The sequence below is a fragment of the Cysteiniphilum sp. genome (genome assembly GCF_057495195.1).
In genome coordinates this window covers 1-8246 of record NZ_JBXTEF010000014.1, presented here as the reverse complement: position 1 = coordinate 8246, position 8246 = coordinate 1, and the positions used below count along the sequence as shown (strand labels likewise).

General features: G+C 39.4%; 8 protein-coding genes and 1 pseudogene. 3 read left to right on the top strand and 6 right to left on the bottom strand.

What is annotated here, in order from left to right:
- Window positions 1-119: 119 nt before the first annotated feature.
- The 3 genes from dtd to ACY10D_RS01530 are packed head-to-tail and all read left to right on the top strand — an operon-like array spanning window position 120 to window position 2319.
- Entirely contained in the window at window positions 120-425 is a 306-nt protein-coding gene (gene dtd / locus ACY10D_RS01540; RefSeq protein ID WP_486999054.1) for a D-aminoacyl-tRNA deacylase, read from the top strand.
- A gap of 4 nt (window positions 426-429) precedes the next feature.
- Complete coding sequence (tyrA, locus tag ACY10D_RS01535) at window positions 430-1305, top strand: bifunctional chorismate mutase/prephenate dehydrogenase (protein ID WP_486999053.1); 876 nt, start codon at window positions 430-432, stop codon at window positions 1303-1305.
- Window positions 1306-1326: 21 nt separating this feature from the next.
- Window positions 1327-2319, top strand: a complete 993-nt coding sequence (locus tag ACY10D_RS01530) for an NAD(P)H-dependent glycerol-3-phosphate dehydrogenase (protein WP_486999052.1) — start codon at window positions 1327-1329, stop codon at window positions 2317-2319.
- A gap of 166 nt (window positions 2320-2485) precedes the next feature.
- Here ACY10D_RS01530 and ACY10D_RS01525 read toward each other — a convergent pair whose 3' ends face one another.
- The 6 genes and pseudogenes from ACY10D_RS01525 to ACY10D_RS01500 all read right to left on the bottom strand — a co-directional run.
- Entirely contained in the window at window positions 2486-4699 is a 2214-nt protein-coding gene (locus tag ACY10D_RS01525; protein ID WP_486999051.1) for a hypothetical protein, read from the bottom strand.
- A gap of 14 nt (window positions 4700-4713) precedes the next feature.
- Window positions 4714-4896 carry a hypothetical protein gene (locus ACY10D_RS01520; RefSeq protein ID WP_486999050.1) on the bottom strand — a complete coding sequence of 61 codons (183 nt, stop codon included), beginning with the start codon at window positions 4894-4896 and terminating at the stop codon, window positions 4714-4716.
- 365 nt (window positions 4897-5261) lie between these two features.
- The gene (locus ACY10D_RS01515; RefSeq protein WP_486999049.1) at window positions 5262-6437 is read right to left on the bottom strand and encodes a hypothetical protein; all 1176 of its coding nucleotides are present in this window, start codon (window positions 6435-6437) and stop codon (window positions 5262-5264) included.
- Window positions 6438-6628: 191 nt separating this feature from the next.
- Complete coding sequence (locus ACY10D_RS01510) at window positions 6629-7066, bottom strand: hypothetical protein (RefSeq protein WP_486999048.1); 438 nt, start codon at window positions 7064-7066, stop codon at window positions 6629-6631.
- 27 nt (window positions 7067-7093) lie between these two features.
- Window positions 7094-7593: pseudogene (gene msrA / locus ACY10D_RS01505) on the bottom strand (peptide-methionine (S)-S-oxide reductase MsrA).
- A partial coding sequence (locus ACY10D_RS01500) for an ATP-grasp domain-containing protein (protein ID WP_486999047.1) occupies window positions 7594-8246 on the bottom strand: 653 nt, incomplete at its 5' end. It abuts the pseudogene before it with no gap.

Below are 8246 nucleotides of genomic sequence, written 5' to 3'. Positions count from 1 at the left end.
TATTTGGAAGGCTATGTGCAGCATTTGAGTTGCTGGCACAAAAATACTGTGCATAATTTAAACCTTGATTCACATTTATCTGTATCGAAGAGAAAGATGGACAAAAAGAATATGACAAGATGGCACACAAGCTTTTAAATCAACGCATTTTTGAAGATGATCATGGCAAGCTTAACAAGAGCCTCATTGATATCAATGGTGCGTTGTTACTTGTGCCGCAATTCACATTGGCTGCTAATACTGATCGCGGCTTACGCCCGAGCTTTTCTGGAGCATGCCCACCACAGATTGCCAAAGCAAAATTTGCTGAGTTTTATGCTGACATCACGCAGAAATATGCACGCATTCAACAAGGGAAATTCGGCGCCAATATGCAAGTATCACTTACCAATGATGGACCCATTACATTATGGCTAAAGGTATAAAATCATGACAGAAATGAAAGAAATAAAGGAAATAACAAAAGCGCCAATGCGTCGTATTTGCATTATTGGTGGTCATGGCGCTATGGGGCAATGCCTAGCTTTTTTTCTTAAACAACTTGCGTATTATGAGATAACCCTTTTTGGTGAAGACGATTGGCAAGAAGCGCAAACACTTCTTAAGAGTCAAGATATGGTGATTATCAGCACACCGATTGCGCTTACTGATGAGATCATTACAAGAGCGTCTCGTTATATTAGCTCTGATACCATACTTGCGGACTTAACCAGCATCAAATCAGCACCAATAACCAAAATGCTCAGCACACATCGTGGTGCTGTTGTTGGACTTCACCCGATTTTTGGACCAACCGTCACCAACAGCAATAAACAGGTTATTGTTTACTGCGATGGGCGCGACGCTAAACATTATCAATGGTTTATCAGCGATCTGATCACCTTAGGGTTTACCCTTAAAAAAATGACCGCAAGCGCTCATGACCAAGCAATGACATTTATCCAAGGCATTGAACATTTCTCCGTATTTTGCATGGGAATATTCTTAAAACAACATAATATCCACTTGGAAGAATTAATGGCAATTTCAAGCCCTGTTTACAAAATGGAGCTTAACATTATTGGACGCCTATTTAGTCAGGATGCCGACTTATATGCCAATATTATTGCCTCTGACCATGAGCGCTTAAACAGCATTCATGATTATGCCCAATTGATTTTAAAACAAGTCGAACAATTAAAATCAACCAATGGCAAACTTGAATTTAGTGAGCAATTTAATGATGTGAAAGAATGGATGGGCGTATTTGCTGATAAAGCCTATCAAGAAAGTGATCGCTTGCTTGGCATCAAACCATCAGCATAAACAACTGGAGTTACTATTTTTATGAATAATACAATGCTTGTCATGGGTGCCGGTTCGTGGGGCACAGCGCTTGCGTTACAACTAGCACGCGTTGGACACATGGTTTATATCCACTCATGGAAAGACACACATAATACACAAATGATTCGTGATAAACATAATCACAGCTACTTGCCTGATGTTGTTTTTCCAACAAATTTAATTGCCATCAATGATTGGCAGAGTGTTATCCATCAATGTGATGACATCTTAATGGCAACACCAAGTATTGGTTTTGTCAAAACACTCGAAGCAGTTAAACCACATTTAAAAAGCACACAAGGCGTGATTTCAGCAACAAAAGGTTTTTGCCATCATAGTTATCAACTATTAGACCAAATGGCTGAAGCTATCCTAAAAGACAATCCTTTTGGTTTAATCACAGGACCTAGCTTTGCCAAAGAAGTTGCCAAAGGCTTACCTACTGCTATTTTGGCTGCTTCGAAGAACAATGATTATGCCAAACATATTCAACTGCTTTTTAATAGCGATAATTTTCGCTGTTATACCTCGACAGATGTCACTGGGGCTGAAATCGGCGGCGCTGTTAAAAACGCACTTGCCATTGCTTGTGGTATCTCAGACGGTCTTGGTTTTGGCGCTAACGCGCGTGCGGGCTTAATTACGCGTGGACTTAATGAACTAACCCAGTTAGGCCTAACCTTAGGAGGAAAACTTGAGACCTTTTATGGCTTAAGCGGGCTTGGTGATCTGTTATTAACCTGTACTGACAATCAATCACGAAATCGCCGTTTTGGCGTACTTGTTGGTCAAGGCAAAACGATTGATGAGGCTTGCAACGAAGTCAAACAAGTGGTTGAAGGCATTTCTTCAGCAAATGCTGTCTATAAGTTGGCACAGAAACACAATGTGTCAATGCCAATCGTTGAAGCGGTTTATAGCATTCTCCACGAAAATCAAGATATGCGCACAACAGCTCATGCATTATTAACCCGATCACTTAAAGCGGAATAATACCGTTCGTAAATCATTTTATGGTATTTAATGTCGAAGAAGTTTTTGACGCTTCCGAATGATTGGGTTGCAGGTAATAGCTAGGACTATTAGCAATACCAAATCATTCGGAAGCACAGGAAATTCAATGATAGAAATTCTGTAAAATGGTTTGCGTGCGGTATAACTATGTTTGCGGTTGCGTAACCCCTGCAATTACTTTTGGAATATCACCAACGTTTGGCATCGTACCAATATTTGGATCAACCCAATCACTCAATGTTGGCAAGGTGACATTGCTATCGGTGCCGGCTTGGGTAATTAATGTTTGTAGATCACTGATACACGCATCTCTTGCTGCTCCTGCGGCAAGGGGAAGTAAGTTTTGCGCAATACCCAACTGCTTGACAAAATAGCTAACATTGGCATTTGCTGTTTGCGTAAGTTCAGCCCCTGTTGGCACATTATAATCAGGCACCCAAATCTGATCATTACCATTACATTGAGATTGTAAGGTGTTATCTAAACGACTATAACATTTACCTGGAATACCGTTTAACTGTCCAAAAGATTCGTACTCGATAAAACGACTACCCTGACCATCATTGTAGGTTAAGCTAATCGGTGGCTCAAAACTACTGATACTATTGTCACTGGTTGCTTTAAAAGTATAGAACTTATTCCAAGGTTGCGGACCACTTTGCCAAGTATACTTTTGAGTAATGGTGCCATTGTATAAATTATCAATATTCGTACCGACATTAACTGTATTTGCTACCATCTCACCAACCCATAAATTATCAGTTGTTGAGGTTACAGGCACGCCATTTGGATCTAATAATGCATAGGCATTATTAGTCGCAAGAATGTTTTTATTAATCGTATAGGTTAAGTAGAGATTAGGAGACCCTGAGCTATCCCACGCTGGATACTTGGTTTCCCATTGAGTTAAGCCATTATTCCACACAGGACAATTATTATAGCAATGCAGTGTTAAAGTATCATCTGCTGCTGTGGGTGCTACAAGCGCGCTTGTCCATACGACTAATTGTGTATTATTGGTTGGTAACACAACTTGATTATTTTGATCACGCATTGGAATATTGGTAAAGCCACCGCCCCCAACACCATCAATCGATACATTTAGACTATAGTTCTGACCTAAATAAGTATTTTGCAAATCTGAGTTGGAAATAGCTACTGCAGGTGTTACAGGGGTAAAGTTACAACCACTTTGACCACAACTATCCTCACCGACTTTGTCAAATTGCTGAGTCGTTGAATTCCATAACACAATTGCTGTGGTTAGATTTTGATTAAGCGCATGTAGACGTAAACGTGTACCTGTTAACTGGTCCAATGTAATTGAACGCGCCGTTTGCAACTCAAGCCTTCCTGGCCCCACTTCAATGGTACCAGCAGTTGACGCACCTGTTTGCATGTCTTTTTTCGTGGCAGCCGCACCATCAGCAACCGTCGGGTTACCTGGCAACCATAACCCATAAAAACTTAACCAACCACGTTTTGTTTCATTATTAATGGTAATTTCAACGGGGAAGCCACCGGAATCACGATTAACGCGACTACCATCCGCATTATACAAACCATAGCGATAGACACTTGTGGTGTAATTATTGCGATCATAACAAATCTCAGCTTGACCATTGGTTAAATCAGCACGTGTGACCAAATTTTCTAAATGGCTGCTATTAAACGCAATCTTTGCCAACATTGAGCTTTGATTAAAAACACTTGAGATCTGCCCATAACCGGTATTTTCAGCCGTTTGGATAAAAGCTAATGCCACATTACGACTATTGTTGCCATTGCTTTCCGTTTCAAAGTATTTCACTAAAGCACGTCCATTGGTCGCCTGTGAAGCACTAATAAATCCTCTAAATTGCGGTGTTGTGCGATTTAATACACCATTAACATAAGGATAAGATACGTAGTTTAAGCTAAAGACACCATAAGGATTAAGTGTCGTTGGTGTTTCCGTTGCCACTAATTTTCCTTCAATCAATACCGTGTCACCATCACCCACTTGTAAGCCATCAATCCAGAAAGTCACCGTTTGCACGCCATTGACATTCGTTGACTCACCAACAATATCAGACAAAATTGGCACACTGTTGTCACTTCGCTCATCACCCATATTGCAAGCATTCATATCAACCTTTGATAGATAAGCACCCTGATTTGTAAACTCAGGATAATTCGTTTGCGCAAACACACACAAAATACCGTTAATCTGATCCATCGTCTCTTGCGTGAAATTATTGGTATAGGTCTGTGGCAGATCGTTTACATAATCGCCTGATGTCGGCACAGCATACGATGCCGACACAGACGCCCCCATTAAAATAGCAAGATAATGTATATTTAATCGTTTAATTTTCATCGTATCCTCCTTGATTATGATTGAGCTTCAACCATTGACACCTGTTCAGGTGCACAGGTTGACCCCTGTGGGCAATTCACGGTCTGTGTGCCTACAGCCACAGTTGATGAGCCACCACCGCCACCACAAGCGCTTAATAATATAACGAAACCGATTGCAACGAGTGCAAACAGATTTTTTGAGTACCTTCCTAGCATATCATCACCTTTTATCGTTTATGTTTTCTTCTGCTTTTTTCACTTCTTTTACGGCTAAGACTAAATATTCACCCACAAATGCTCACCGTACCCTGAGCATAAATCGAAGCGATGCACTGAGCATTAGTCGAAGTGGGTAAGCTTGGAAAAGTTACACCCTCATAGAGGCTTCGACTCACGCTCAGCCAGCGCTTATACAATCAAAATGGACAGGAATATGGTCATAGCCTCTTTTGCTTCCAAGTTTTAACAAATTCCTGATTCATCTAACTGCAAATCAACAGCAAGCAGTATTGTAAACATAGTGAATATTGATTTTTTTGCGAGCAATGTGCGTGATATTTAAAAACTTTATCTTTTTTAGCTTATTTTACTTCAACATCATTACTGAAAAATTGATAAGAAAAGCCCCTCTTAAAAAGAGATAATACCTTATTTTTATATTTAACTCTTTGCGCATTAACCTTGAATATTTTTTGTTGCAGTGCACTACTTTTATCTTTTTGCTGCTTAAGTGTTAGCGTCTGCCATTGATAATCAAAGTTAAGCCAATCAAGCATATCTTGCCATAAGCTAAAACTTTGTTGCTTCCCGTAGTTATTCACGGCCTTGATACTCAAACTTCTGGGTAACACAACAAAATCAGCCAAACTGATAAATCCTCGTTTTAATAACGAATCACGTTGCAATAAGGCGATTTGCGTGAAATAGTCGGATAAATGCATCAATAACATGGGTGAATATATCAATGATTGATCACCCAATAACTCCTGCATAATATCTTCAATAAGCCCTGTATTAGTTAGACTAAGCGTAAACTCACTGGGATAGACCTTGTTTTTAACACCATCTTGGACGTCTTGTTTTGTAAAATTTGCCAATAATGGACTAAGCGACAGCACACCATCAACTTGCGCATGAAAATTCATGTGCATAAGTGCGAGTTTTGCGATATCAAGCTTGATATCAATATCAATGACTTGCTTCTTTTTAGTGATCATTGCCGTTAATTGCGCGGGATACATTTTCTCTAACTGTTGCGGAATAAACTGTGTCTGTGCAGGCAGCCCTATAAAGTCAATGATTTGACGACTAGCAATCATTAATGGGTAGGAGATTTCTATTATACCCTTATTAAGGATTGAGGGATTTAAATATGCTTGCCAATCCATAGGCTGTTGCCACAAACCCAATTGTTCTAAAAACAAATCTATATTGACATAAGGCGCGTTGGTCTCTTTAGCAACAGTCAACTGAACTTGTGATTTATGCGCATCAAGCGCTTTAAGATGTAGATTCATAGTTGATTGGGCAATTTGCGATTTTAATGCAGGAGACAACCAACTATTCAAAGCACATAAAGTCATTGATGTTTGGTCTTGATCTTTCTTGCACTTCTCTTGCTGTTGTATCATCCATGAGTTAAGTGACACAGTTTGCTGATAACTATTTGCTGCCGGATAAGCTAACTTTACACTGGTTGCAGTAACAATCAATGTATAAAAAATATAAAAGATATAAAAATAAAGCCTTTTTTTCATACCGCCACCATCCTTGCCATTCGTTTGGTTTTTCCGCTATTTAAAATCCATTTAAGCCTAGGAGTAATTAAGAAAATTAGCAAATTCAAATTTGGGTGTATACATATGCATACCCCTCACCCATGCAGCTAAAGCTACACGACCTCTCCCGCAAAGGGAGAGGTGCTAGCTGGTGCAATACGCCCCTACATTTAATTGTCGACCAACCTCTCATTAAACTCAAAGAAACTCTCAAGCACGATTTGATGTAACAAATCATCACAAGAATCATTGTAATAATGCGCAAGCTTATCCAATGACTGTTGGTAATATTCTTCAGATCTTGCCAAATTGCTAATTTCAAATGTCTCCATTAACTCTAGATAAACTTGTAAACGGATCAATGCCTCATCTGCCGATGCTGTTGAGAAAAACACCGGTGCTTCGTCGTCATCTGATTCCCCTGCAATAATGGATACACCATATAATGATGATTTATCATCTTGATTGATAATCTGAAAATCAACGGTCAAGTTCCAATCCAAAAGCTCACCTAACTGATCTGCCATATCATCAATCATGCGCATTTTCTCGCGCACTGTTTGGCTTAACTCATAATAATTTTCGATATTTTCACTTATTTCAAACATATACTTTCTCGTTTTACTCGTTCATAGTTAATCAAATCGTTCCACACGTCGATGACAGACATGCAAGTGCGCGTGTTTATTAAAATACTGTTGATGGTAGTCTTCAGCCAACCAAAATGGGTGAAGGTTAGCATCAACTAACTGTGTTGCAATCGTTAAACCTTGCGCTTCAAGATAATCAATCACTTGCTGGCAAGTCGTTTTTTCCATGTCATTTGTATATAAAACAGCACTTAAATATTGCGAGCCAATATCAACACCTTGACCATCTTTCTGTGTCGGATCATGAATTTCAAAAAAAGCTTCACTAAAGTTTCATAACTGACAAGACGTGGATCATACTCAACTTTAACGACTTCCAAATGCTCAGTTTGCCCTGTTTTCACGTCATGATAAGTAGGATTCAGCGTTTTTCCCGCCATATAGCCAACTGCCGTTTTGATAACGCCTTTTTCTTTGGCAAAATAATGCTCGACACCGCTAAAGGACCCTGCCGCAAAATAAGCAACACTGAGCTGATCTGACACTTAAAACTCCTCCAAACATGGTTTTGCCTCAATATTTTGATAGATCATATTAACACTATTGATAAATGTTTCTAGTTCATTATCAACAATATTAATGTGTCCCATCTTACGTCCTACTCTTAAGCTCTTGCCATAACTTTTGGCATAGCTATTAACAGGTAGTTGTTTATTGGGCACATCCTCAGCAATGAGATTAATCATTAATATATGTTGCGCTAATGTTTTGATCTTAGCAACATTCTCACCACTGATCGCGCGCATATGGTTTTCAAATTGGCTGACATTAGCACCATTAATTGACCAATGTCCTGAGTTGTGCACGCGCGGTGCCATTTCATTGGCAAAAAGCTGATTATTTTTAACAAAAAACTCAACAGCAAAAGTGCCGACATAATTAAAGTGCTCAAGCAAACGCTTCACTGCTTCTTGCGCGTCAATACTTAGTTCATTTTTCTCCATCAACACATGCGTTTCACGTAAAATGCCATCACGATGCTCATTTCTAACCAAAGGATAAAAGGCAATATGCCCAAACTGATCGCGTGAGGCAATTTGTGAGACTTCATAATCAAATGGCACAAAGCTCTCTGCAATCAGTGGATGCTCTCCCAAAGCTTCCCACGCTTTTTCTAAACATTCAGGCGTTTTAATAA